Raw genomic sequence first — 24,378 nt, 5'->3', positions numbered from 1 at the left:
GCCTCCGATACATTCTTAAAGACGTTTCTTAAAAAACATGCCGTCAGGAGGCGCAGTGGCAAGTCACGCCAGCTCAAAGATCTCCAAGGTGCTGGTCGCCAACCGCGGGGAGATCGCGGTCAGGGTGATCCGGGCAGCCAAGGATGCCGGGCTGGGAAGCGTGGCCGTGTACGCCGAACCTGACGCCGAAGCGCCTCACGTGCGGCTCGCCGACGAGGCCTTCGCACTCGGTGGCCAGACGTCGGCGGAGTCCTACCTCGTCTTCGAGAAGATCCTGGACGCCGCCGAGAAGTCCGGTGCCAACGCGATCCACCCCGGCTACGGATTCCTTTCGGAGAACGCCGAATTCGCTCAGGCGGTACTCGACGCCGGGTTGATCTGGATCGGCCCGAGCCCGCAGTCCATCCGTGATCTCGGCGACAAGGTCACCGCTCGCCACATCGCCGCCCGCGCCGAGGCGCCACTTGTGCCGGGCACCCCGGATCCGGTCAAGGACGCCGACGAGGTCGTGGCCTTCGCCAAGGAATACGGCGTCCCCGTGGCCATCAAGGCCGCCTTCGGCGGCGGCGGTCGCGGCATGAAGGTCGCCCGCACGCTCGAGGAGATACCTGAGCTGTTCGAGTCGGCCACCCGCGAGGCGGTCGCGGCGTTCGGCCGCGGCGAATGCTTCGTCGAGCGCTACCTGGACAAGCCGCGCCACGTGGAGGCTCAGGTGATCGCCGACACCCACGGCAATGTCGTTGTCGCAGGCACCCGCGACTGCTCGCTGCAGCGGCGCTTCCAGAAGCTCGTCGAGGAGGCACCCGCGCCATTCCTGACCGACGCGCAGCGCAAGGAGATCCACGAATCCGCCAAGCGCATCTGCAAGGAGGCCGGCTACTACGGCGCAGGCACCGTCGAGTACCTCGTCGGCCAGGACGGGCTGATCTCGTTCCTCGAGGTGAACACACGCCTGCAGGTCGAGCACCCGGTCACCGAGGAGACCGCCGGTATCGATCTGGTCCTGCAGCAGTTCAAGATCGCCAACGGCGAGGCCCTCGACATCACCGAAGACCCGACGCCGCGCGGTCACTCGTTCGAGTTCCGCATCAACGGGGAGGACGCCGGCCGCGGCTTCCTGCCTGCCCCCGGACCGGTCACCCGCTATGACATCCCGACCGGCCCCGGTGTGCGGCTGGACTCGGGTGTCGAGGCCGGCTCGGTGATCGGCGGCCAATTCGACTCGATGCTGTCCAAGCTGATCGTCAGCGGCGCCACGCGCGAGGAGGCGCTGGCCCGCTCCCGTCGCGCGCTGGCAGAGTTCCACGTCGAAGGCCTGGCGACGGTGATCCCGTTCCACCGCGCGGTGGTCGCCGATCCGGCGTTCATCGGTGACGGCGAGAAGTTCGACGTCCATACCCGGTGGATCGAGACCGAGTGGGACAACACCGTCGAACCCTTCACCGGCGGCGAAGCCGTCGAAGAGGAAGACACCATCCCCCGGCAGACGGTCGTCGTCGAGGTGGGCGGTCGACGCCTCGAGGTGTCCCTGCCCGGCGATCTGGCCATCGGCGGTGGCGGCGGCGCCCCCGCGGGCGGCGCCGTCGTGCGCAAGAAGCCCAAGCCACGTAAGCGCGGCTCGCACGGGGGTGTGGCAGCGTCCGGCGACGCGGTCACCGCGCCGATGCAGGGCACCGTGGTCAAGGTCGCTGTCGAAGAGGGTCAGGAGGTTGCCTCCGGCGATCTCGTCGTGGTCCTCGAGGCGATGAAGATGGAGAACCCCGTCACCGCGCACAAAGACGGCGTCATCACCGGCCTTGCGGTCGAGTCGGGCGCGGCCGTCACGCAGGGCACGGTGTTGGCCGAAATCAAGTGACCTCGGTGCGCATACGTCCGCGTAGCGATCGCGAGCGCACCGAAATCGCTATCAGTCGGGCGTGACGAGGCTGTTGCGCTGTACGGGCGTGCCGAAGTAGGTGGCCTCGGGGTCGACGAGGACGGTCTTCGTGGCGTCCCCTTGCCGGGCCAGCGACTCGCGAGCCATCTGTTCGAACGGGATCTTCTGTGGCCCACCGATATTCACGACACCGTTGAGCGGCCCTGCGACGGCGGCGCGCGCGACGTCGGAGGCGACCCTGTCCGCCGGAATGGGCTGGATCAGCGCGTCGGGCACGTGTACCTCGTCGCCGACCGTCATCGAACCGGTGATGGCGTCGGTGAACTCGGCGAACTGGGTGGCGCGCACGATCGTGTACGGCATTCCGGATTCGATGAGCAGCTTCTCCTGGGCGACCTTGGCCCGCATGTAGCCGCTGTCGGGGAGTCCGTCCACCCCGACGATCGACAACACCACGTAGTGGCCGACCCCGGCGTTCTTAGCGGCGGCAACGACATTCGTGGTCGCCTTGGTGAAGAACTCCATTACCGGGCCGTCTTCGAACGACGGGGAATTCGTGACGTCGACAATCGCGTCGGCGCCTGCCAATGCTTCGCCCAGTCCCTCACCGGTGAGCACGTCCGCACCGGATCCGCGGGATGCCGCGATCACCTCGTGCCCGTCGGCGGCCAGTAGAGCGGCCACCTTGGTGCCGATCAGACCGCTGGCACCCATCACTGTGATCTTCATAGCCCATGCCTACCATCGACGCGTGGAGCCCGTCGAGATCAATGCAGGAGCTTGGTACCTGCGAGCGCTGCGGGACGACGAGTTGATCGACGACCGCCCCGCACTGGCGTCGATGGGTGAGTCCGACCCCGGCTACATCGCACGCTGTACCGCGCACTGGGCCGCCGACACCGGTTACACATGGGCGGTCTGCGAACCGACGACCGGCGAGATGCTGGCGGAGGTGCGTGTCGACCCGCTCGCCGCCACGTTGACGACCAGGGCGCGTGAGGGCCACGACGACGCCGTCGCAACCGCCGAGCAGTCGGTTCGTCGATTCGCGACGGCGATGCTCGGGCTTACGGTCGGCGACTGACCCGATCGCCTGCTCAGCCGGGGGTGTCGATGTCGCGGCCCGTCGCAAGGTCCGAACAGTCCACGGCGATGACGTCGCGGCGCGCGGCAAGAAAAGCCCGCGCACCCTCATCGCCATGTAATCCACGCAGCAGTTCGGGCCAATGCCGGTTCGCCACGACGACGGGATGGCCGGGCGCATCGCCGTAGACCGCTCTTGCCAAGCCCGACGACGACGATTGCGCTGCTGCCAGCACCCGCACCACCACGTCGGCACCCACATCAGGCGTATCGACGGTGTGCAGTACCGCGAAGTCGGCCTCGACGGCCCTCAGGCCCGCACGCAGCGAGGCAGAGAGTCCGTCTGACCAGTCGGTTGCAACGACCACACGGGCGGGTGCCGGCACATCGACGATCGCCGCGCCCAATACGACGACGACATCGTCGCACCCGCCCCGATGCAACGCCGCGACCGCGCAAATCAGCCATTCACCCTGCGCAGCAAGAACTTTCGGCATACCGAACCGGGTGCCAGCTCCGGCCGCCAGCAGTACACCGGCGGCCGTGGGCGACATGTGCCCAAGTGTGGGCCCATCAGGCGTCTCAGACAAACTTCGGTCACGTTCGGCGCTGTGAACTGGCATTATTACGTACTCGTCATTCAGATTGTCGTTCTCAGACCCTGGGGCGTAGGGTCGAGGAAGGTTGAAATCACAGCCAGCTGCAAGCGTCATCGACTGGCAGGGCGGATCAACCGCACTGCAGCGAGGCTTTCAAAAGCGCAGGGCCAATTTTGACGTGAGCCACAGTACGAATCGTCGTATTCACCACTGATGGAGTCACAATGTCGAGCACAACGTATCCCCAGCCGGTAACGCCGGAATCCCTCGTCGAGCGCGCCGAGTCCGATTTGGCGCATTTCGCCATCCGATGGTCACAGCCGAACACCGTCGTCATCACGGTGCAGGGCGAGATCGACGCGGCGAATGCGCACGAACTCATCGACTATGCGCTCCGACACGGGGGGCGCATCCACCGCTTGGTGGTCGACTTGAGCGGCGTCAATTTCTTTGGTACCTCCGGCTTTTCGGCGCTACACACCCTCAACGTCCGATGCGCGGGAGAATCCATCACATGGGCATCTGTGCCCAGCGGTGCCGTCACGCGACTACTGCGAATCTGCGATCCTGATTCGACTCTGCCGTTCTACGGCGGTGTCGAGACGGCACTGTCAGTGGTACAGGGTGAGCCGCACCGCCTACTGCAGCTGGTCCCGCAGACGCGTTAACGATTTCGCCAGCAGCCGGGACACATGCATCTGCGAGATGCCGACCCGCTCGGCGATCTGTGTCTGCGTCAGCGATTCGAAGAAGCGCAGCAACAGCACCGTTCGTTCTCGTTCCGGCAGCGCTGCGAGCAACGGCCGCAACGCTTCTCGGTTCTCGATCTGGTCGAGGCCCAGGTCGACGTCGCCGATCGTGTCGGCGATCGCCGGCGCATCCTCGTTACCTCCGCCGCCACTGTCGATCGACAGCGTGTTGTACGAGCTGCCGGCAACCAAGCCCTCGACGACCTCGTCGCGGTCCATCTCCAGTTCGATGGCAAGTTCAGAGGCCGTGGGTGCACGACCCAGGCGCTGGGACAATTCCGCTGTCGCGGCGCCCAGCCGCAGGTGCAGTTCCTTGAGCCTGCGGGGCACCTTCACTGACCAACTGTTGTCCCGGAAGTGTCGTCGAACCTCTCCCATGATTGTCGGTACGGCGAATGACACGAAGTCCGAACCGGCGTTCACGTCGAAGCGGATCACCGCATTCACCAGGCCTACGCGAGCGACCTGGACCAGATCGTCGCGGGATTCCCCGCGTCCATCGAAACGGCGTGCGATGTGGTCTGCCAACGGCAGGCAACGCTCGACGATGCGGTCGCGTTGCCGCTGAAAGGCAGCCGTATCTTCGGGGATGTCCGCCAGTTCGCGGAACATGTCGGCGACATCGGCATACTCAGAATTCGAGCGCGACGACGAACCCTGTGACGTCGAAGGGCTCACTGCAACGAGCTCGCTCGCCTCGTCGTCATGGAAATCCCGAATACCTGTCCTTCCTCAGGTCCCTGGCCATCCTGGAAGGTGCGCACATCGTCGGTCAGCGAGCTCAGCACGTGCCAGCTGAAACTTCCCGGGGCCAGGATGTCGGGACTCTTGCACGTCGCCGATGCGTGGATGACGACTGCGTCGTCGCGCGGATCGACCACGAGCAGAAGTGTGGAATCCGGAACGGCGCAGCGGATGAGGCGCGTGCAGGCTTCGTCGACCGCCAGGCGCAGATCGGCGACGGAGTCGAAGTCCAGATCCTCATATGTCGCCACGGCCGCGACGAGCGTGCGGAGCACAGCGAGATTTTCCAACGTGGCGGCGACCCGAAGCTCGACCGACCCAGCGTTTCGGATATGCCCGTTGTTCGTATTAGCAACGTCGGCCATTTGACCTCCCGGCAATGTCGAAGCGAGGTTACCCCAGGTCTTCTCCCAGCTAACCACGGGCGGTCTCGTAACCCGCCAGCGATGACGTGTGGCAAGCCACCGCTCCGGGTAATCCCCGGTCATGAAGCAGATTGAGTCGCAGAGCCGGCGTGGCGGCGCAGACTCGGACGTGGCCCGACCTTTGCGTCGGATCATCGTCACGGCCGGGCTGATCCTGGTTGGACTGATCTTGATATTGGTGGCGATCTACGCCGGGGCGTTCCTCATCCTGGCTCCGATGATGCAGTGATGCCACGGATGTCGTCGTCCGTATCGGTTGGTAATTCGCCATGGTTTGAGTTCAATACCCTCACCTCCTCGCGCACCAAACATGCGGCTTCGCCGTAGCGAACTGCGCGGCCCCGGACTGAGCCGAGTCCGACGCGGCCGCGGCTTCTCCTACTACGGCCCCGACGGCGCCCCGATCACCGATCCTGCAACCCTCGAACGCATCAACGGCCTCGTCATCCCGCCGGCCTGGAAGAAGGTCTGGATCTGCGCGCATCCCAATGGCCACATTCAGGCAGTGGGAACGGATGCCGCCGGACGACGCCAGTACCTCTATCACCAGAAGTGGCAGGAGGAACGGAACGAGGAGAAGTTTGACCGCGCGCTGCATATGTCGGGCGGACTTCCCGATATGCGTCAACAGATTGCGTCCGACCTCCGCGGCCGGGGGCTTACACGTGACCGGGTGATCGCGCTGGCCCTGCGACTGCTCGATCTCGGCTACTTCCGTTCGGGCTCAGAGCAGTACGCCGAGGAGAACAACTCGTTCGGCCTGGCGACCCTGCTGTGTGAGCACGTGACCCTCCACCGCAGCGCGGTCGAGTTCGACTATCCGGCCAAGAGCGGGGTTCGCCGGACTCTTCTGATCGAGGATCAACAGGTGGTCCGCGCGGTGCGCGCGCTGATGCGCAGACCGGATCGCAGCGAACGGTTGCTGGTGTGCCGCGGCGGTTCCGGCTGGACCGATCTCCACGCCGATGATCTCAACGGCCGCTTCAAGGAACTCGTCGGCGACGAGTACACGGTCAAGGACCTGCGCACGTGGCATGGCACGGTGCTGGCGGCGGCGGCATTCGTCGACACCGACCCTCCGGAAAACAAGTCGGTGATCAAACGCGTGGAATCGGCAGTTATGAAAGAGGTCGCCGAGGAACTCGGCAACACCCCCGCCGTGGCCAGGACTTCCTACGTTGACCCCCGCGTCGTCGAAGGATACGAGTCCGGGCTGACCATCGAGGCGGGCGTCCGCAGAGCCGCGCGAACCAGAATTCAGGCCAAGCGTCAGTCCATCCTGGACAGCAGCACCGCTCGTCTGATTCGGAAGGTCGCCAAGGACTAGAACCGGGCCGTCCTGAGCGCCAAAAACTCAAGCGCCAAAACGTTTTCGGCCTGGCGGCGAGGGTATCCTTGAGCATCATGCGCGATAGCGAAGAGCTTCCCCCCGACGTCCCAGTCGACGACGCCGCCGACCAAAGGCGAGCGGTCATCGAGCAAGACCTGGACGAGGAGTCCTCCACGGAGCCGTCGACCGAGCCGCCCCTGGAGGCCCCGGCAGCAGACTGGCAGGAACAGCTCGAGACGGTCGAAATCGACCCGGATGAGGATCGCGTTTAGCGCACACGGCCCCGGGTAACCCATTGATTGCGGGGCAATCCCCGCGGCCCCACGCTCAAGAAGTGGGCAGGACCAATTCCACTGCAAATGGCGAAAGGCAACTATATGACCGAGAAGAACAGCGGCCCCGAAGAAGGCATCAAGGGCGTCGTCGAAGACGTCAAGGGCAAGACAAAGGAAGCTGTCGGCACGGTGACCGGCCGTGACGACATGGTTCGCGAGGGTAAGGCCCAGCAGGACAAGGCCGACGCCCAGCAGGACGCGGCGCAGAAGGAAGCCGAAGCGGAAGCCGCACGGGGTGGAGCGAAGGCGGCCGAGAAGCGCCAAGAGGCTGAGCAACGATAGCTGCTCTACAGCTCCGCGGAAAGGGTCCAGCCGATTGGCTGGGCCTTTTTCTTGCGCGCTCGCCTAACTACTCGGCCGTTGCTTCAGTGCGTCGGGATGCTCTGCGTACCAACGCTCTTCGATTTTCCGAACACGAAGGTGTTCGATCAGCAGCCAGCCACCGCCGACGACGAACCCCGCGCCGGCAAGGGAAGCCAGCACCAAGCCGACATCATGATGTCTGGTGGCAAACGCCGCCAGGCACGAGACGAACAGCACAAGAGCCACACCGATCACGATGAGCCCCGGCATGATCTTGTTGTCCTTCATCGACTCCCCGGCGTGCGGACGCGTCGTTCGCGCATGGTCGACGGGATCCTTCGGGCCTTTCATCGGTACTCCTCTCTCGGCATACCTGCGGCCGCCCTACTTGGGCTGATATCAACGGTAGGACTACCCGACTCCGTTGTGTGAAAAACGAACATCACTGGTAGGGCGGGTATTGCCCACCGCGTAGTCGGCGGCTACGCCGGGGCGGTCATCCCCCGAACACCGCAGGCCCGGCGAGGGGCGGCATGCTCATGGTCAGTACGAGCAGCATCAAGGTCAGCAGGAACCAGCCGACCCCCTGCCATACCCACCAGGTTTCCTGCCTACGCCACGTCTGATATGTGCGGAAGAAGGCACGCAGCCCGCCGAGCAGCAGGATGACGGGCGCTCCGACGGCGAGCAGAGTTCGCTGGGGCACTCCGCAGGCCATCGTGTCGGCCGTCGCGCCGGTACAGGTACTCACCCATACGGCGGCGGTGATCAGAAACGCGACGCCGACCACGGCGACGACCGCGCCGAAGCGCATGGCATCACGGACTCCTGCGTCATCTTGTCGCAAACGCTCAGGACTCTGATACACGGCTGGAATCTCCCGAAGTCACCGATGAGAACGAATAGGAGATTCCCTGCAGGTCGAGCCCGTAAACCTCAGGGCGGGGCGCGGTGACGCGGCGTGGATGGGGAGTGATGTCGGTGCGGGCCCCTACCATTCGCCACGTGGCGCTGAAGTGGCATCTGCTTGCCGCCGTGGTCGGTGGCTGTGTGGCGTGGGCATTGGGGGCAACGCCCGTGTGGAGCCTGGTCGTCGCCGCGGCCACTCCGGCCATCGTTGCGGCCGCACCCCGCTTTGTCCGCGGCGCGATCCTCGGCATGCGGAGCCCGCATCCGCGCGAGGATGCGACGGCCGCGATGTCAGGCACGGAGTTCGAGGACTACGTCGCGCGGATCGCGCGATCGAGCGGCGTGCCGGTCATCATGACCTCGATCACCGGCGACTGGGGTGTCGACATCATCGTCGGCCGACGCCCCAATCGCCTTGCCATTCAATGCAAACGCCAGGCACGGCCCGTGGGTGCGGGTGCCGTTCAGGAGGTGGTTGCGGGCGCACCGATGCAGGACTGCGCCAGGACCATGGTGGTCACGAACCACGAGTTCACCCCTGCTGCGCGCAAACTCGCAGAACTGCATGGTTGCGAGCTGATCGGTGGCACCGAGCTTGGACGCCTCCGGCCAACGATCCAGCGCCTGACGACGCCCACCACACCGACCGAGGTCTAGCGCAGGGCGTCGCGCACCGCTTCGACCGCGGCGTCGATCTCGCCGCGCGACACCGTAAGCGCGGGCCGGAATCGCACGCTGTCGGCTCCGCTGGCGAGCATGATCACGCCCCGATCCCACAACTTGCCGATCAGCTCGTCGCGCTGCGCCGCGCTGGGGAGGCTGAATGCGCACATCAGGCCGCGCCCACGAACATTGAGAACCAATCCGGGGAACTCGGTAGCGAGCTCGCCGAGTCGGTCGAGAAGGTAGCGGCCGCCGTTGGCGGCACGGATCATCAGTTCGTCGGACTCGATGACCTCCAGGATGCGCCGTGAACGCACCATGTCAACGAGGTTGCCGCCCCAGGTCGAGTTGATACGCGAGCTGACCGCGAAGACGTTGTCGGATACTTCATCGACGCGTCCGCCTGCCATGACTCCGCACACCTGCGTCTTCTTGCCGAACGCAACCACGTCGGGCGTGACCCCCAATTGCTGGTAGGCCCAGGGTGTTCCGGTCATCCCGCAGCCCGTCTGCACTTCGTCGAAGATCAGCAGCGCGTCGAACTCGTCGCACAGTTCACGCATCGCCGCGAAGAACTGCGGCCGGAAGTGACGGTCGCCGCCCTCGCCCTGGATGGGCTCGGCGATGAAACAGGCGATGTCGTCCCGATGGGCCTCGAATGCCGCGCGGGCCTGGCGAAGCGACTCGGCTTCCAACGAATCCATATCCGCGCCGGGCCGCAGGTAGGGCGCGTCGATGCGCGGCCAGTCGAACTTGGGGAACCGGGCGACCTTGTTGGGGTCGGTGTTGGTCAGCGACAGCGTGTAGCCGCTACGGCCATGGAAGGCACCGCGCAGATGCAGCACCCTGGTCCCGAGATCGGGGTCGATTCCCTGCGCCTCGTTGCGTCTGCTCTTCCAGTCGAACGCGACCTTCAACGCGTTTTCGACGGCGAGCGCTCCCCCGTCGACGAAGAACAGGTGAGGCAGTGCGGGATCGCCCAGCACGCGCGCGAAGGTGGAGACGAAACGCGCCATCGGCACGGAGTAGATGTCGGAGTTGCTCGGCTTGTTGACCGCCGCCTGTGCGAGTTCGGCGCGGAAGTCCTCGTCATCGGCGAGCGCCGGATGGTTCATCCCCAGAGCCGAGGACGCGAAGAACGTGAACATGTCGAGGTAGCGCGCGCCGGTGCGCGCGTCCACCAGGTACGAGCCGGATGAGCGGTCGATGTCGAGGACGAGGTCCATGCCATCGGCCAGGATGCTGCGGGCCAGCACGTCACGGACATCGTCCGGACGGACGGAGGCAGCAAGGGCGGTGGGTGTCAGGACAGCGGTCATGAACCCATTCTAACGCATTATTTACGGTCTCGATGCCATCTGACCGTAACTATTACGGTACGAAGTCGCGTCCATCGTAAAAAGTCTGTAAGATAACAGTGCTTCGGGTGCGCACGTTCGCCGCGGTTCGTATCTGTTGCAGCAAGTCTTCGAGCGCCCGCGGGGTCTCGACACGCACGAGCAGGATGTAGCTCTCCTCGCCGGCCACCGAGTAGCACGACACGATGGCCGGTATGTGTTCGAGCCGCGCAGGAGCATCATCGGGTTGAGAGGGATCGAGAGGGGTGATGGCCACGAACGCCGACAACATCTTCCCGACGGCTTCGGGGTTGATTCTGGCCGTGTATCCCGTCACCACACCGCGGGACTCCAGTCTGCGGACACGGGACTGGACCGCCGACACCGAAAGTCCTGCGGTCTCCGCAAGATGGGCCAGCGTGGCCCGTCCATCGGCGACCAACTCACGCGCCAGCGCCCGGTCGATGTCGTCGAGCGGTTCGCTCATGGCCGCACTGTATCCGAGCGGAGGCGCGAAATGAGCCCACGCGTCCAAACGTGGCAGCTGCGTGCACAGTTCGCCGCCGCGTTGTCGCGGCTGTACGCCACCGAGGTGCCGCTGTACTCCACGCTCGTCGAGATCAGTGCCGAGGTGAACCGCGAAGTCGGCACGACCGAGCGGGTGACCGCCGAGCGTCACGGCGCGATCCGGGTCGGCAGCCCGCGCGAGCTCGCGCACGTCGCAGACTTGTTCGCCGCGTTCGGGATGTTTCCGGTCGGGTTCTACGACCTGCGTGACGCGCATTCGCCGGTCCCGGTGGTGTCGACGGCATTCCGGCCCATCGATCCAGACGAGTTGGAGCACAACCCGTTTCGGGTGTTTACATCGATGCTGTCGACTGCCGACCAGCGGTTCTTCTCCCCCGAGCTACGGGCCCGCATCGAGCGGTTCCTAGCCGGCCGGACCCTGTTCGACCCCGCGCTCATCGACGAGGCGCGACGCATAGCATCCGACGGCGGGGCCGATCGCGAACGCGCCCAACGCTTCGTCGCCGGGGCCGTCGAAGCATTTGCGCTGTCACATGAGCCGATCGACCGGGCGTGGTACGACGAGTTGAGCCGCGTATCGGCGGTGGCCGCGGACATCGCCGGTGTGACCACCACGCACATCAACCACCTGACGCCACGCGTACTCGACATCGACGAGTTGTACCGGCGGATGTCGCAGCGCGGTGTCGCCATGATCGACGCGATCCAAGGCCCACCACGTACGGCGGGACCCGACGTGCTGTTGCGGCAGACATCGTTTCGGGCGCTCGCCGAACCACGGCGCTTTCGCGATGACGACGGCACGGTATCCGACGGCACACTTCGCGTGCGCTTCGGTGAGGTCGAGTCACGCGGAGTCGCACTGACGCCCAACGGCAGGCGACGCTACGACGAAGCACTCGCTGCCGCCGATCCGGCCGCGGTGTGGCATGAGTACTTCCCCGCCACTGACGACGAGTTGGCGTCGTCTGGCCTGGCGTACTACCGCTGCGGCGACCCATCGAAACCGGTTGTCTACGAAGACTTTCTGCCAGCATCGGCGGCCGGGATCTTCCGCTCCAACCTCGATTTCGACGCGCAAGCCGCCGACGAGGCGGACAGTTGCCACTACAGCCTCAACTGGATGGCCGGACAAATCGGCCACCACATCCACGATCCGTACGAGCTCTACGAGAAAGCGGCATCACAATGACGACAATGCAGAAATCCCAACTTCTGACGGCCGATGCGCTTCGCGCCAAGGTGCGCGAAGCATTGGCGGCGGTCGGTTCGCCCGCCGAACTCGGCGAGCCAGGTGATAGCGGCTTGCAGGCCAGCACCCCCATCAGCGGCGATGTGCTGTTCACGGTCGCCGAGACCAGTGTGGAACAGGCCGATGCCGCGATTGCCGAAGCAGCGCAGGCATTTACGTCGTGGCGGACCACACCGGCACCGGTCCGCGGCGCTCTGGTCGCGCGCCTCGGTGAGCTGCTCGTGGAGCACAAGGCCGACGTGGCAACGCTCGTCACGGTGGAGGCGGGCAAGATCACCTCGGAAGCCCTCGGCGAGGTGCAGGAGATGATCGACATCTGCCAGTTCGCCGTCGGCCTGTCACGTCAGCTCTACGGCAAGACCATCGCGTCCGAACGTCCGGGCCACCGCTTGATGGAAACCTGGCATCCGCTCGGCGTGGTCGGGGTCATCACCGCGTTCAACTTCCCCGTGGCGGTCTGGGCCTGGAACACCGCCATCGCATTGGTGTGCGGAGACACCGTGGTGTGGAAGCCATCTGAACTGACACCGTTGACGGCGCTGGCATGCCAGGCGCTGATCGAGCGGGCCGCCGACGATGTGGGCGCACCGCGGGAGATCAGCAGGCTCATCCAAGGTGGCCGCGAAGTCGGCGAGCGCCTCGTCGACGATCCGCGGGTGGCGTTGCTGTCCGCCACGGGCTCGGTGCGGATGGGCCAGCAGGTCGGGCCCCGTGTCGCGCAGCGGTTCGGGAAAGCGCTGCTGGAGCTGGGCGGGAACAACGCCGCCATCGTCACGCCGTCGGCGGACCTGGATCTCGCGGTGCGCGGCATCGTGTTCTCCGCCGCGGGTACGGCGGGACAGCGCTGCACGACCATGCGGCGCCTGATCGCGCACACCTCGGTGGCCGACGAACTCGTCGGCCGAATCACGGCCGCCTACCGGCAGCTGCCGATCGGTGATCCGGCGGCCGACGGCACGCTGGTCGGCCCGCTGATCCACGAGACCGCGTACCGGGACATGGTCAGGGCACTCGAACAGGCCCGCGCCGACGGCGGCGAGGTGTTCGGCGGTGAGCGCCACGAGGTGGGTGACGAGGGCGCCTACTACGTCGCCCCGGCCGTCGTCCGGATGCCCGCCCAGACCGAGGTGGTGCATTCGGAGACATTCGCGCCGATCCTGTACGTGTTGACCTATGACGATCTGGACGACGCGATCGCGTTGAACAACGCGGTACCGCAGGGTCTTTCATCGTCGATCTTCACCACGGACATGCGGGAGGCGGAACGTTTCATGTCCGCCGACGGTTCGGACTGCGGCATCGCCAATGTCAACATCGGCACCTCTGGAGCCGAGATCGGCGGCGCCTTCGGCGGCGAGAAGCAGACCGGTGGTGGGCGCGAGTCGGGTTCGGACTCATGGAAGGCGTACATGCGACGGGCCACCAACACCGTCAACTACTCTTCCGAGCTGCCCCTGGCTCAGGGTGTGCACTTCGGCTGATACCGGGGCGACAATTTAGTTATACATGTGTCAATTAGGATCGGGGCATGGCTGAACCCGATGCTCTTCGCGCAAGCGGTTCCCCGCAAAAGGGCGGTGCCCCCACATCGGCGCCCAGACGGCGGCTGTCTCCCGATGAGCGCCGCAACGAACTTCTGACATTGGGCGCAGAGGTGTTCGGACAACGCCCCTACGACGAGGTCCGCATCGACGAGATCGCCGAGAAGGCGGGCGTGTCCCGCGCGCTGATGTACCACTACTTTCCGGACAAGCGGGCATTTTTCGCAGCAGTGCTCCGCGCCGAGAGTGAGCGGCTCTTCGAAGCGACCAACGCACCTCCCCGGCCCGGACTGGGGCTGTTCGACCAGTTGCGCGAAGGCGTCATCGCCTACCTTCGCTACTACGAGGAGAACCCGAACGTCGCGTGGGCCGCCTACGTGGGCAACGGCAGCTCCGATCCCGTCCTGCGTGGCATCGAGGACACCGACACCGACCGTCAGGCCGAACGCATCGTCGCCGCGTTCGGCGGCGATCAGCTGGACGCCAAGGTCGAACGCGACGTGCGCATCATCGCCTACGGATGGATCGCCTTCACTCTCGAGATGTGCAGGCAGCGGATGCTGGACCCGTCGATCGACATCGACCGTGTCGCCGACGCGTGCGCGCACACGGTTCTCGACGGCGTCGCGCGGGTGCCCGGGATCCCGGAAGCGCTGGCAGAGGCCATCGCGGCCGCGCGCCCCTGATGTTTGTCGGTGCACTGCTGCACGATGGCTAGATGAGCACCGGTCCCCTGGCCCGCTTCAGCGGGCTGACCCGCGACTGGTTCACGGGCACGTTCGCGGAGCCGACCCCTGCCCAGGCGCAGGCGTGGTCGGCCATCGCCGACGGTGACAACACGCTCGTCATCGCGCCCACCGGTTCCGGTAAGACGCTGGCGGCGTTCCTGTGGGCCATCGACCGCCTCGCCGCGTCGGAACCCCGTCCTGCCGGCACGGGAACGCGGGTGTTGTACATATCGCCGCTGAAGGCGCTGGCCGTGGACGTCGAACGCAACCTGCGGACCCCGTTGACCGGCATCGGCCGCCTCGCCGAACGTAGTGGAGTCCTGGCACCCGATATCAGCGTCGGTGTGCGATCCGGTGACACCACACCCGCCAAGCGCCGCGAGCTGATCACCCGGCCGCCGGATATTCTCATCACCACGCCGGAGTCGCTGTTCCTGATGCTCACCTCGGCGGCCCGCGAGACGCTCACCGAGGTGCAGACGGTCATCGTCGACGAGGTACACGCTGTCGCAGGCACCAAGCGCGGAGCGCATCTGGCCGTGTCGCTGGAACGGCTCGATCAGCTGTTGGACAAGCCCGCGCAACGCATCGGATTGTCGGCCACGGTCCGCCCGCCCGAGGAGGTGGCGCGGTTCCTTTCCGGTCAGGCCCGCACCACCATCGTGGCGCCACCCGCCGCCAAGACCTTCGACCTGTCCGTGACGGTGCCCGTGCCCGATATGGCCAACCTCAAGAACAACACCATCTGGCCCGATGTCGAGGAACGCATCGTCGATCTGATCGAGGCACACAACTCGTCGATCGTGTTCGCCAATTCCCGGCGGCTGGCCGAGCGACTCACCTCGCGTCTCAACGAGATTCACGCCGAGCGCACTGGCGCCGAAGTGTCCATGGAGCACAACCCGAAGGTGGGCGGCGGCTTCCCGGCACAGCTGATGGCCAGCGGCGCGTCGTTGGGCGCCCCGACACTGCTGGCCCGCGCGCACCACGGTTCGGTCAGCAAGGAGCAACGCGCACAGGTCGAGGACGATCTGAAGTCAGGCCGACTGAAGGCCGTCGTCGCCACGTCCAGCCTGGAGTTGGGCATCGACATGGGCGCGGTCGATCTGGTGATCCAGGTCGAGGCGCCGCCGTCGGTCGCCAGCGGGTTACAGCGCATCGGCCGTGCGGGTCATCAGGTCGGCGAGGTCTCCCAGGGTGTGCTGTTTCCCAAGCACCGAACGGATCTCATCGGGTGTGCGGTCACCGTCAAGCGGATGCTGTCCGGTGAGATCGAGACCATGCGGGTGCCGACTAATCCGCTCGATGTGCTGGCACAGCACACCGTCGCGGCGTGCGCCCTCGAGCCACTGGACGCCGACCGCTGGTTCGACGCGGTCCGGCGCAGCGCGCCGTTCGCGACGTTGCCCCGCAGCGCTTTCGAGGCGACGCTGGACCTGCTCTCGGGCAAGTACCCGTCCACCGAGTTCGCCGAACTGCGCCCCCGGCTGGTGTACGACCGCGACGCGGGCACGCTGACCGCCCGCCCCGGTGCACAGCGCCTTGCCGTGACGTCCGGCGGCGCGATCCCCGACCGCGGCCTGTTCACCGTGTATCTGGCCACTGATTCCGAGAAGCCCTCGCGGGTCGGCGAACTCGACGAGGAGATGGTCTACGAGTCACGTCCAGGAGATGTCATATCGCTGGGCGCCACAAGCTGGCGGATCACCGAGATCACCCACGATCGGGTTCTGGTCGTACCCGCACCCGGACAGCCCGCCCGGCTGCCCTTCTGGCGCGGCGACAGCGTGGGTCGGCCGCCGGAACTCGGCGCGGCGGTCGGTGCGTTCACCGGTGAACTCGCAGCTCTCGGCCGCGACGACTTCACCGAACGCTGTCGCACAATCGGTTTCGACGACTACGCAACGAACAACCTGTGGCAACTGCTCGACGACCAGCGACAGGCCACCAATGTGGTACCTACCGACACCACGCTGCTGGTGGAGCGCTTTCGCGACGAACTCGGCGACTGGCGGGTCATCCTGCACTCTCCGTACGGATTGCGGGTGCACGGGCCACTCGCCCTGGCGGTTTCCCGGCGCCTTCGTGAGCGCTACGGCATCGACGAGAAGCCGACGGCGTCCGACGACGGCATCATCGTGCGACTGCCCGACACCGAAGACACCGCGCCCGGCGCCGACATCTTCGTCTTCGACGCCGACGAGATCGAGCCCATCGTCACCGCGGAGGTCGGCGGCTCGGCGCTGTTCGCCTCGCGGTTCCGCGAATGTGCCGCCCGCGCACTGCTTCTGCCGCGTCGACATCCCGGCAAGCGATCGCCACTGTGGCACCAACGACAGCGCGCCGCACAACTGTTGGACGTCGCACGCAAGTACCCGGACTTCCCGATCGTTCTCGAGGCGGTGCGGGAATGTCTGCAGGACGTGTACGACGTCCCCGCGCTGACTGAGCTCATGCACCGCGTGGCGCAACGCCGGCTACGGCTGGTTGAGGTCGAGACCGCCACACCGTCGCCGTTCGCAGCGTCGCTGCTGTTCGGCTACGTCGGCGCATTCATGTACGAAGGCGACAGCCCGTTGGCCGAGCGGCGCGCCGCCGCACTGTCACTGGACAGTGTGCTGTTAGCGGAACTACTGGGCCGGGTGGAACTGCGCGAGCTGCTCGACCCCCAGGTCATCGAAACCACCGCGCGGCAGTTACAGCATCTGGCCGAGGATCGCCGCGCCCGCGACGCCGAAGGTGTCGCGGACCTGCTGCGGGTGCTCGGCCCGATGACCGAGGCCGAGATCGCCGAACGGTGCACCATCGCCGAGATCGGCGGATGGCTCGACGGCCTGGCGGCCAGCAAGCGGGCGCTGAGGGTGTCGTTCGCCGACCGTATCTGGTGGGCCGCGATCGAAGACATCGGTCTGCTGCGCGACGGCATCGGGGTGGCGGTGCCGGTCGGCGTGCCGACGGCGTTCACCGAAGGGGTCGACGATCCACTTGGCGAATTGCTCGGCCGATACGGCCGTACCCGCGGACCGTTCACCACCCACGACGCGGCCGCCCGCTTCGGTCTCGGGCTACGGGTCACCGCAGACGTGTTGGGCCGAATGGCCAGCGATGGCAAGCTGATCCGCGGCGAGTTCACCGCTGGATCCGCACCGGCGGTGACATCCACTTCAGCCACCGATTCCACCGAATGGTGTGACGCCGACGTCCTGAAGATCCTGCGCCGCCGGTCGCTGGCAGCGTTGCGGGCGCAGGTCGAACCGGTGAGCACCGCGGCCTACGGCCGCTTCCTGCCGGCATGGCACCAGGTTGGGTCGACGCAGAACTCGGGTATCGACGGACTGGCACACGTCATCGATCAGCTGGCAGGGGTGCCGATACCGGCATCGGCGGTCGAATCGCTGATGTTCGGGCAGCGGGTCCGCGACTACCAACCGTCAATGCTCGACGAGTTGTTGGCCTCCGGTGAGGTCACTTGGTCGGGTGCGGGCCAGATCGGCGGCGGCGACGGTTGGATTGCCTTTCATCTCGCGGATTCGGCGCCGATGACGCTGGCTGCGCCGACGGAGATCGAGTTCACCGACACCCACCGCGCGATCACGGAGACCCTCGGGGCCGGCGGTGCCTATTTTTTCCGTCAGTTGTCAGACAATCCGAACGACGAACTCAAACAAGCACTGTGGGAGCTCATCTGGGCGGGCTGGATCACCGGCGATACCTTCGCCCCGGTGCGGGCGATGCTGACCGGCACCCGCCGCTCGACCGGGCGCCGCGGCGCCCCCGCGCATCGCCAGCGGCAACGCCCGCCTCGGTTGAGCCGGTACAGCGTCGCGCACGCCCAGGCCCGCACCTCCGATCCGACCGTCGCGGGACGGTGGTCGTCGCTGCCGACACCCGAGCCGGAATCCACTGTGCGCGCGCATTTTCAGGCCGATCTGCTGCTGAGTCGGCACGGCGTGCTGACCAAGGGCGCGGTGTCCGCCGAGAACGTCCCCGGCGGATTCGCCATGCTCTATAAAGTGCTGACGGCGTTCGAGGACGCCGGACGGTGCCAACGCGGATACTTTGTCGAGTCGCTGGGCGGCGCCCAGTTCGCGGTGGCGTCGACCGTCGACAGACTGCGGTCCTATCTGGACGGCGTCGATCCCGACCACCGCGAGTACCACGCGGTGGTGCTGGCTGCGGCCGACCCGGCCAATCCCTATGGCGCAGCGTTGCAATGGCCAAGCAGGAGGTCGGGCGACGAGGACGTCGCGCACCGCCCGGGCCGCAAGGCAGGCGCTCTGGTGGCCCTTGTCGATGGTGAGCTGACGTGGTTCCTCGAACGGGGTGGGCGCTCGTTGCTGAGCTTCAGCGACGACGCGGAGGCGCACATCGCCGCCGGTGTGGCCGTGGCCGAACTCGTATCCGCCGGACGCGTGCCGTCGTTCCTCGTCGAGAAGGTCAACGGAGTCTCGGTGCTGGAGCCGGGCGCCGAGGGCCAGCGCGTTGCGGTCCAGGAGGCGCTGCTCGGCGCGGGGTTCTCCCGGACACCTCGCGGCCTCCGGTTACGGTGAGGAATGCCTGAAGGCGACACCGTCTACCGCACAGCCACGAAACTGCGGGAAGCGCTGACGGGAAAGACACTGACGCGCTGCGATGTTCGGGTGCCGAAGTTCGCCACCGTCGACCTGACCGGCTGCGCCGTCGATGAGGTGGTGTCCCGCGGCAAGCACCTGTTCATCCGGATCGGAGATGCGAGCATTCATTCGCACCTGAAGATGGACGGCGCCTGGCTCGTCGGGGGTCAGATCCGCCGGATCCAGCCACACAAGATCCGAATCATCCTGGAAACCGAGGATTCCCGTGCCACAGGGATCGACCTCGGTGTGCTGGAGATTCTGAAACGCGCACATGACATGGATGTCGTCGCCCACCTCGGGCCCGACCTGCTCGGCGACGACTGGGAGCCGGGCGTCGCGAAGGCGAACCTGACCTCCGATCCGCAGCGCCCACTGGCCGAAGCGCTGTTGGATCAGCGGGTGATGGCCGGAGTCGGCAACGTCTACGCCAACGAGCTGTGCTTTGTCACCGGCTATCTGCCGATGACACCGGTCGACGACATCAAGGACCCGCTGCGCATGGTGCAGCGGGCCCGTGACATGTTGTGGCTCAACCGTTCGCGCGTCAATCGGACCACCACCGGCGACACCCGAGCCGGCCGCGACCTATGGGTCTACGGCCGGGTCGGACGTCCATGCCGGCGGTGCGGCACCCCCATACAGTCGGACACCAGCGGAGGCCGTGTCTCCTACTGGTGTCCGGTCTGTCAGACGTAACAGCTAGCTGGGTAGCGCAAGCTTGAAGATCTTGCGCCAGACAGTGGCGATCTGCCGCGGCAGCGGCCCCGTGTTGTAGGGGATGCCGTAGCGCTTGCAGATTTCCTGCACCTCAGGCGCGATTTCGGCGTGACGGTGCGCGGGAATGTCGGGGAACAGATGGTGTTCGATCTGAAACGACAGGTTGCCGCTCAGGATGTGAAAGAGCTTGCCGCCGGTCAGGTTCGCCGACCCCAGGATCTGACGGAAGTACCACTGGCCACGCGTCTCGGCCTTGGTTTCCTCGATGGAGAACTCCTGCACGTCCTCGGGGAAGTGTCCGCAGAAGATGATCACATTGGACCAGACGTTGCGCATCAGGTTCGCCGTCATGTTCCCGGCGAACACCCATGGCGCGAACGGGCCGGCCAGCAGCGGGAACGCCACGTAGTCCTTGAGTGTCTGTTTCTTGGTCTTACGCCAGATCCCCTCGAGGATCTCGCGCTTGTCCTTGATCGAGATCTCGCCGGCGGTGATGCGCTCGGTTTCCATCTCGTGCAGCGCGACGCCGTACTGGAACAGCACCATCAGCAGGAATGCCCACACGGGATTGCCGAGGAAGTACGGCTTCCATTTCTGGTCTTCGCTGATCCGCAGGATCCCGTAGCCCACATCGCGGTCCATGCCGACGATGTTGGTGTAGGTGTGGTGCATGTAGTTGTGCGAGTGCCGCCACTGGTCGGCCGGGCAGGCGGTGTCCCATTCGAAGTTCTTGCCCGCCAACGTCGGATCGCCGGTCCAGTCGTACTGGCCGTGCATGATGTTGTGGCCGATCTCCATGTTGTCGAGGATCTTCGAGATGCCCAACATCGCTGTGCCTGCGAGCCAGAACGGCGGGAAGATGCCGCCGAAGAGCATCGTACGTCCGGCGACCTCCAGACCGCGCTGCGTCTTGATGATCCGGCGGATGTAGGTGACGTCGCGCTCGCCGAGTTCGGCGAGCACACGGTCCTTCAGCGCGTCGAGCTCGCGGCCGAACGCGTCGGCCTGCTCTGGGGTCATGGTGACGGTCTTGCCGCCAACAGTTTTCGAGATGGTCTTCGGTTGTGCGGTGGTCGCTGTAGTCATGGCTTGTCCTTTCTGGTGCGTTTCGGATCTAAAGCGCGATGTCGACGTCGCCGACGGGGGCGGATACACAGATACGCACGTCTTCTGCTTCGCTACTGGATACGGTTCCGGTGATCAGGTTCTTGACGACGCCACTGCTCTTGCGGCGAGTGCAGCTTCCGCAGATGCCCATCCGGCATCCGCTTTCCGGCGTGAGGCCTGAGTCCTCGGCCTGCTCGAGCAGTGGCCGGCCGTCATCGGTCAACTCGACACCGCTGTCGGTGAATGCGATTCGGCCGCCGCTCTCGGCCGACGGGGTGAATACAGGTGGGACAAAGCTTTCCGCCAATGCCTGCGGGTAGTGCGTGCGGACGGCCTCCACGAGTGCCTGCGGGCCACACACGAACACCGCGTCGGGCTCGGGCATCGCGGCGGCCAGGTGGTCGGGTCCGAAATAGCCCTCGAGGTCGCCCTGCCCGTCGCGGGTATAGCCATGCAGAACCCGGACTCCCGACATCGCGCCGAGCTCGCCCGCATAGCAGGCTTCCTGCGCGCTTCGCGCGTAGTGGATGAAGGCGACCTCGCGATCGGACCCCTCAGCCCGCATCGTCCGCAGCATCGACATCACCGGGGTGATGCCGCTGCCGCCCGACACGAACAGGACGCGCCGGGGCCGCGCCGTCGGCATCACGAAGTCGCCGCCGACGGAGTCCAGACCGACCACCATTCCCGGCCGGGCGTGGTGATTCAGATATGTGGACACCAGTCCGCCGTCGTGGTGACCGATCGTCAGCTCGATGTACGGCGAGCCTTCGGCACTCGCGGGCGAGTACGGGCGGGTGCGGCGACGGCCGTCGATCTCGACCGTCAGGTTGATGTGCTGCCCGGCGCGAAATCCAGTGAACGCCTGGTTGGGCTCGAGGGTCAGGGTGACGCTTCGCGGGGTCTGGCGCCGGACCGCGACCACGGTCGCGCGGGCATCGCGCTGGGTCCAGGTCGGGGCGACAAGCTCGGTATACCGGTCCACACCATGTGGTCCGGTCAGCAGGTCGACCAGCGGCGACCGGAGCACGCGCTGTGTCAAAGTTTCGGTGAACATATGTACACTGTTGTCGTACTTGCAGCACCTCGTCAATGGATTAGGCCAGGTTGTGGTATGTTTCACATCAGTGAACAGTCGTACGCCTAGCTCACGGTCGAGCCGGTCGAGCAGATCACGGTCACGGGAGTCCGGACGCTCGTCGCCGTCGCGGGAAGAGCGCAAGGAGGCCACCCGCCAGGCCATCGTCGCCGCCGGTCTGCGGCTTCTGGATGAGCGCAGTTTCTCGGCCCTGAGCCTGCGCGAGGTCACCCGCGAGGCGGGCATTGTGCCCGCCGCTTTCTATCGGCACTTCGAGTCGATGGAGGCCCTCGGCCTGGTGCTGATCGACGAGTCCTTCCGCAGCCTGCGCGACATGCTGCGCGGTGCGCGGGCCGGCAAGCTGGATCCGAACCGGGTGATCGAGTCGTCGGTGGACATCTTGATCGAGGGCGTCAACGAACGTCGCGAGCATTGGCGATTCATCGGGCGGGAACGCTCCAGCGGCGTGTCGGTGCTCCGCTATGCCATTCGCACCGAGATCCGTCTGATCACCTCTGAGTTGGCCATCGACCTGGCCCGCTTTCCCGGCCTGAACACCTGGAGCGGCGAGGATCTGAACATCTTGGCCAGCCTCTTCGTCAACTCGATGATCGTGATCGCCGAGGCCATCGAGGACGCCCACGACCAGGCCGCGCTGGACGAGATCAAACGGATCGCGGTCAAGCAGCTCCGGATGATCGCGGTCGGTGTCGCAGGCTGGCGCAGTACGGTCTGAGTCCATCCGGCACCGGACTAACGTGTCGGCCATGCCGAATCTGGAACTGACGTATCCGCGTCCCGACATCGCCGTGCTGACCCTCACCCGGCCGGAGAAGCTCAACGCGCTGTCCTATGACCTGGTCGAGGATCTGCATGCCGCCCTCGATGGCATCCGCGCGAACAACGAACTCCGCGTCGTCGTGCTCACCGGGGCGGGGCGCGGATTCTGTTCGGGACTGGACCTGACCGATCCCAACCCGGAAAACGCGGGCGAAGGAACGGAGTTCCCCCGGTCCGGAATGCGTTGGCAGGAAAGGATCGCCGAACTCACCGCGAAGATCCACCGCCTCCGGCAGCCGGTGATCGCGGCGGTCAACGGTCCGGCCTACGGCGGCGGCATGGGTATCGCGCTGGCCTGCGATATCCGGCTTGCATCCGAATCCGCGCGGTTCTGCACGCAGTTCATCAAGCTCGGCCTCGGCGGCTGCGACATCGGTGTGAGCTACACACTGCCCCGCATCGTCGGTGCGGGCCCAGCGTTCGACCTCATCCTGACCGCACGCGCGGTGGACGCCGACGAGGCGCTGCGGCTCGGGTTGGTCTCCCGCATTTCCGCCGAAGGCGCGGTGGTCGACGACGCGCTGACGATCGCCGAAACACTATGCGGCTATGGAAAGTTCGGCGTGGAATCGACTAAACAGGTGATGTGGGCGAACCTCGACGCGTCGAGCCTGGAGTCGGCGCTGCATCTGGAGAACCGCAGCCAGATCCTGGCGTCGACGGGCGGGGTGATGGCCGGCGCTACAGAGGCGTTCCGCCACCGTCAGCGATGATCACCGTCCCGGTCATGTAACTCCCGGCGTCGGACGCCAACAGCAATGCGACGCCGACCATCTCGTCCGGGGTGGCAAGACGCTTCAAAAACATGCTGCCCGCGATGCGGTCGATGGCCTCCTGCGGGTTGTTCCGCATCATGTCGGTATCGACGGGGCCGGGCGCGATCGCGTTGACCCGGATTCCGAGCGGCGCATACTCGGCGGCCATCGATCGGGTGAACGACATCAATGCCGCCTTGTTTGACGAATAGATGGCCGTCCCGGGCGAGAAGTTGAATGCGCCAACGGAAATCAGATTGACTACGGCGGCGTGCGAGGACTTCTTGAGGTGTGGCAACGCCGCCTGGACGAGGAAGACCGGCCCTCGCACGTTGACTTCGTACGACTTCGCCAGCGCCTCTGCGGTCATTTCGCCGAGGGGCTGCGCCAGCGCGTTGGCGGCGTTGTTGACCACCACATCGATGCCGCCGAACTCGTCGACCGTCCTGGCCACGAGCGCCTCGAGCGCGTCGGCGTCGCCGAGGTGGGTCGGCACACCGACCGCCTCACCGCCGAGTTCGCGCAGGCGCGCCGCGGTCTGCTCGCAGGCGGCTGCCTTGCGGCTCGCGACGACGACGCGGGCACCGGCGAGGGCGAAACCCTCGGCGAGGGCGAGTCCGATGCCGCGGGTGCCGCCCGTCACGATGACGGTGCGCCCGGTCATGTCGAATAGCTGATCAAACGCTGTACGGTCCACGCGGTCAGTCAAACAGCCCCACCACCGGCACCGGTGATCAGGTACATCGAATCAGGCGCGCTAGATGCAACCACTGACGCTGATGCGCCTGCCCACGTTGGCGCACACATCGACGTTGGGCGCTATCGGTGCGTAGTACGGCGGTGGCGGCGGCGGAGGCGGTGGC

Annotated in this window: 26 protein-coding genes and 1 pseudogene; 15 read left to right on the top strand and 12 right to left on the bottom strand. The window is 65.9% G+C overall.

Annotated elements, in window-relative coordinates; translation table 11 throughout:
• Nucleotides 1–55 precede the first annotated feature (55 nt).
• Nucleotides 56–1,855, top strand: a complete 1,800-nt coding sequence (locus CSQ99_RS09650) for an acetyl/propionyl/methylcrotonyl-CoA carboxylase subunit alpha (RefSeq protein ID WP_099038941.1) — start codon at nucleotides 56–58, stop codon at nucleotides 1,853–1,855.
• 51 nt (nucleotides 1,856–1,906) lie between these two features.
• Here the strand turns inward: CSQ99_RS09650 and CSQ99_RS09645 are convergent, their stop codons facing one another.
• Nucleotides 1,907–2,605, bottom strand: coding sequence for an SDR family oxidoreductase (locus tag CSQ99_RS09645; RefSeq protein WP_099038847.1), 699 nt, complete (start codon nucleotides 2,603–2,605; stop codon nucleotides 1,907–1,909).
• Nucleotides 2,606–2,627: 22 nt separating this feature from the next.
• On the opposite strand from CSQ99_RS09645, the gene CSQ99_RS09640 reads away from it, so the two are divergent.
• Nucleotides 2,628–2,960, top strand: coding sequence for a hypothetical protein (locus CSQ99_RS09640; RefSeq protein WP_099038846.1), 333 nt, complete (start codon nucleotides 2,628–2,630; stop codon nucleotides 2,958–2,960).
• A 13-nt stretch (nucleotides 2,961–2,973) separates the two neighbouring features.
• Here the strand turns inward: CSQ99_RS09640 and CSQ99_RS09635 are convergent, their stop codons facing one another.
• Nucleotides 2,974–3,513, bottom strand: a complete 540-nt coding sequence (locus CSQ99_RS09635; RefSeq protein ID WP_099038845.1) for a nucleotidyltransferase family protein — start codon at nucleotides 3,511–3,513, stop codon at nucleotides 2,974–2,976.
• A 269-nt stretch (nucleotides 3,514–3,782) separates the two neighbouring features.
• Here CSQ99_RS09635 and CSQ99_RS09630 point away from each other — a divergent pair, with 269 nt between their 5' ends.
• Nucleotides 3,783–4,226, top strand: coding sequence for an STAS domain-containing protein (locus tag CSQ99_RS09630; RefSeq protein WP_099038844.1), 444 nt, complete (start codon nucleotides 3,783–3,785; stop codon nucleotides 4,224–4,226).
• Here the strand turns inward: CSQ99_RS09630 and CSQ99_RS09625 are convergent.
• The gene (locus CSQ99_RS09625) at nucleotides 4,197–4,919 is read right to left on the bottom strand and encodes an RNA polymerase sigma factor SigF (RefSeq protein ID WP_425437805.1); all 723 of its coding nucleotides are present in this window, start codon (nucleotides 4,917–4,919) and stop codon (nucleotides 4,197–4,199) included. The genes CSQ99_RS09630 and CSQ99_RS09625 overlap by 30 nt on opposite strands.
• Before the next feature lie 62 nt (nucleotides 4,920–4,981).
• Nucleotides 4,982–5,416 (bottom strand): ATP-binding protein, encoded by a 435-nt coding sequence (locus CSQ99_RS09620; protein ID WP_006244323.1) that lies wholly within the window; start codon nucleotides 5,414–5,416, stop codon nucleotides 4,982–4,984.
• Between the two features lie 121 nt (nucleotides 5,417–5,537).
• On the opposite strand from CSQ99_RS09620, the gene CSQ99_RS30945 reads away from it, so the two are divergent.
• The 4 genes from CSQ99_RS30945 (at nucleotide 5,538) to mbp1 (ending at nucleotide 7,423) form a co-directional block, all read left to right on the top strand.
• Complete coding sequence (locus CSQ99_RS30945) at nucleotides 5,538–5,705, top strand: hypothetical protein (protein ID WP_176560948.1); 168 nt, start codon at nucleotides 5,538–5,540, stop codon at nucleotides 5,703–5,705.
• A gap of 81 nt (nucleotides 5,706–5,786) precedes the next feature.
• On the top strand, nucleotides 5,787–6,803 hold the full coding sequence (locus tag CSQ99_RS09615; RefSeq protein WP_099038842.1) for a DNA topoisomerase IB: 1,017 nt from the start codon (nucleotides 5,787–5,789) through the stop codon (nucleotides 6,801–6,803).
• A gap of 77 nt (nucleotides 6,804–6,880) precedes the next feature.
• Nucleotides 6,881–7,078 (top strand): hypothetical protein, encoded by a 198-nt coding sequence (locus tag CSQ99_RS09610; protein ID WP_099038841.1) that lies wholly within the window; start codon nucleotides 6,881–6,883, stop codon nucleotides 7,076–7,078.
• 105 nt (nucleotides 7,079–7,183) lie between these two features.
• Nucleotides 7,184–7,423, top strand: coding sequence for a microaggregate-binding protein 1 (mbp1, locus tag CSQ99_RS09605; RefSeq protein WP_099038940.1), 240 nt, complete (start codon nucleotides 7,184–7,186; stop codon nucleotides 7,421–7,423).
• A 63-nt stretch (nucleotides 7,424–7,486) separates the two neighbouring features.
• Here mbp1 and usfY read toward each other — a convergent pair whose 3' ends face one another.
• The gene (gene usfY, locus CSQ99_RS09600) at nucleotides 7,487–7,795 is read right to left on the bottom strand and encodes a protein UsfY (protein WP_099038840.1); all 309 of its coding nucleotides are present in this window, start codon (nucleotides 7,793–7,795) and stop codon (nucleotides 7,487–7,489) included.
• Between the two features lie 145 nt (nucleotides 7,796–7,940).
• Entirely contained in the window at nucleotides 7,941–8,258 is a 318-nt protein-coding gene (locus tag CSQ99_RS09595) for a hypothetical protein (protein WP_245908834.1), read from the bottom strand.
• 161 nt (nucleotides 8,259–8,419) lie between these two features.
• On the opposite strand from CSQ99_RS09595, the gene CSQ99_RS09590 reads away from it, so the two are divergent.
• The gene (locus CSQ99_RS09590) at nucleotides 8,420–9,010 is read left to right on the top strand and encodes a restriction endonuclease (protein ID WP_099038939.1); all 591 of its coding nucleotides are present in this window, start codon (nucleotides 8,420–8,422) and stop codon (nucleotides 9,008–9,010) included.
• Here CSQ99_RS09590 and lat read toward each other — a convergent pair.
• Nucleotides 9,007–10,335 (bottom strand): L-lysine 6-transaminase, encoded by a 1,329-nt coding sequence (gene lat, locus CSQ99_RS09585; RefSeq protein WP_099038838.1) that lies wholly within the window; start codon nucleotides 10,333–10,335, stop codon nucleotides 9,007–9,009. The genes CSQ99_RS09590 and lat overlap by 4 nt on opposite strands.
• Nucleotides 10,336–10,387: 52 nt before the next feature.
• Entirely contained in the window at nucleotides 10,388–10,840 is a 453-nt protein-coding gene (locus tag CSQ99_RS09580) for an Lrp/AsnC family transcriptional regulator (RefSeq protein WP_099038837.1), read from the bottom strand.
• A gap of 30 nt (nucleotides 10,841–10,870) precedes the next feature.
• On the opposite strand from CSQ99_RS09580, the gene hglS reads away from it, so the two are divergent.
• Genes hglS through nei2 form a run of 5 tightly spaced genes read left to right on the top strand, consistent with a single transcriptional unit; the run spans nucleotide 10,871 to nucleotide 19,714 of the window.
• A complete protein-coding gene (gene hglS / locus CSQ99_RS09575) occupies nucleotides 10,871–12,073 on the top strand; it encodes a 2-oxoadipate dioxygenase/decarboxylase (protein ID WP_099038836.1) in 1,203 nt (400 codons plus the stop codon).
• Complete coding sequence (gene amaB, locus CSQ99_RS09570) at nucleotides 12,070–13,614, top strand: L-piperidine-6-carboxylate dehydrogenase (protein WP_099038835.1); 1,545 nt, start codon at nucleotides 12,070–12,072, stop codon at nucleotides 13,612–13,614. Before hglS ends, amaB begins: the two co-directional genes overlap by 4 nt.
• A 47-nt stretch (nucleotides 13,615–13,661) precedes the next feature.
• Complete coding sequence (locus CSQ99_RS09565; RefSeq protein WP_245908833.1) at nucleotides 13,662–14,360, top strand: TetR/AcrR family transcriptional regulator; 699 nt, start codon at nucleotides 13,662–13,664, stop codon at nucleotides 14,358–14,360.
• A 32-nt stretch (nucleotides 14,361–14,392) separates the two neighbouring features.
• The gene (locus tag CSQ99_RS09560) at nucleotides 14,393–18,952 is read left to right on the top strand and encodes an ATP-dependent helicase (protein ID WP_099038834.1); all 4,560 of its coding nucleotides are present in this window, start codon (nucleotides 14,393–14,395) and stop codon (nucleotides 18,950–18,952) included.
• A gap of 3 nt (nucleotides 18,953–18,955) precedes the next feature.
• On the top strand, nucleotides 18,956–19,714 hold the full coding sequence (nei2, locus tag CSQ99_RS09555) for an endonuclease VIII Nei2 (protein ID WP_099038833.1): 759 nt from the start codon (nucleotides 18,956–18,958) through the stop codon (nucleotides 19,712–19,714).
• A gap of 3 nt (nucleotides 19,715–19,717) precedes the next feature.
• On the opposite strand, the gene CSQ99_RS09550 is transcribed toward nei2, so the two are convergent.
• Together CSQ99_RS09550 and CSQ99_RS09545 are read right to left on the bottom strand one after the other, a co-directional pair.
• A complete protein-coding gene (locus CSQ99_RS09550) occupies nucleotides 19,718–20,821 on the bottom strand; it encodes a fatty acid desaturase family protein (RefSeq protein WP_099038832.1) in 1,104 nt (367 codons plus the stop codon).
• 28 nt (nucleotides 20,822–20,849) lie between these two features.
• On the bottom strand, nucleotides 20,850–21,899 hold the full coding sequence (locus tag CSQ99_RS09545; protein WP_099038831.1) for a ferredoxin reductase: 1,050 nt from the start codon (nucleotides 21,897–21,899) through the stop codon (nucleotides 20,850–20,852).
• A gap of 70 nt (nucleotides 21,900–21,969) precedes the next feature.
• Here CSQ99_RS09545 and CSQ99_RS09540 point away from each other — a divergent pair, with 70 nt between their 5' ends.
• Nucleotides 21,970–22,656, top strand: coding sequence for a TetR family transcriptional regulator (locus CSQ99_RS09540; protein ID WP_099038830.1), 687 nt, complete (start codon nucleotides 21,970–21,972; stop codon nucleotides 22,654–22,656).
• A 31-nt stretch (nucleotides 22,657–22,687) separates the two neighbouring features.
• Entirely contained in the window at nucleotides 22,688–23,473 is a 786-nt protein-coding gene (locus CSQ99_RS09535; RefSeq protein WP_099038829.1) for an enoyl-CoA hydratase/isomerase family protein, read from the top strand.
• On the opposite strand, the gene CSQ99_RS09530 is transcribed toward CSQ99_RS09535, so the two are convergent.
• Both CSQ99_RS09530 and CSQ99_RS31295 read right to left on the bottom strand, forming a co-directional pair.
• Entirely contained in the window at nucleotides 23,442–24,212 is a 771-nt protein-coding gene (locus CSQ99_RS09530) for an SDR family NAD(P)-dependent oxidoreductase (RefSeq protein ID WP_099038828.1), read from the bottom strand. The two genes, CSQ99_RS09535 and CSQ99_RS09530, sit on opposite strands and share 32 nt — an antisense overlap.
• A gap of 60 nt (nucleotides 24,213–24,272) precedes the next feature.
• Nucleotides 24,273–24,378: pseudogene (locus tag CSQ99_RS31295) on the bottom strand (RNA-binding protein); the annotation flags it as partial.

Origin of the sequence: Mycobacterium neglectum, assembly GCF_002591975.1 — a bacterium.
Lineage (GTDB): Bacteria > Actinomycetota > Actinomycetes > Mycobacteriales > Mycobacteriaceae > Mycobacterium > Mycobacterium neglectum.
Note: the sequence above shows the minus strand (reverse complement) of the source record. Positions and strands in the feature narration are given on the sequence as shown.